Genomic DNA, 266 nt, shown 5'->3' with positions numbered 1-266 from the left:
ATGGTGGAGACGAGGAGATTCGAACTCCTGACCCCCTGCTTGCAAGGCAGGTGCTCTCCCAACTGAGCTACGCCCCCATGTGAGTCTATCTTGTATTCGGAATCTATCCTTATTAGGAATTTCTTCCATCTTAAGATAGGACTTAATATATTAGCTCTTCTTCATCGAAGAAAGGCACTGGTAGGCCTAAGTGGACTTGAACCACCGACCTCACGCTTATCAGGCGTGCGCTCTAACCAGCTGAGCTATAGGCCTACATATGAGAG

General features: G+C 48.1%; 2 tRNA genes. Both read right to left on the bottom strand.

Annotation, left to right across the window (positions count from 1 at the left end):
- Window position 1: 1 nt before the first annotated feature.
- A tRNA-Ala gene (locus EO121_RS08585) sits at window positions 2-77 on the bottom strand.
- Window positions 78-178: 101 nt separating this feature from the next.
- Window positions 179-255, bottom strand: a tRNA-Ile gene (locus EO121_RS08580).
- Window positions 256-266 lie beyond the last annotated feature (11 nt).

Origin of the sequence: Veillonella sp. CHU732 (genome assembly GCF_003992085.1) — a bacterium.
GTDB lineage: Bacteria > Bacillota > Negativicutes > Veillonellales > Veillonellaceae > F0422.
This window is presented reverse-complemented; position numbering and strand designations above follow the sequence as displayed.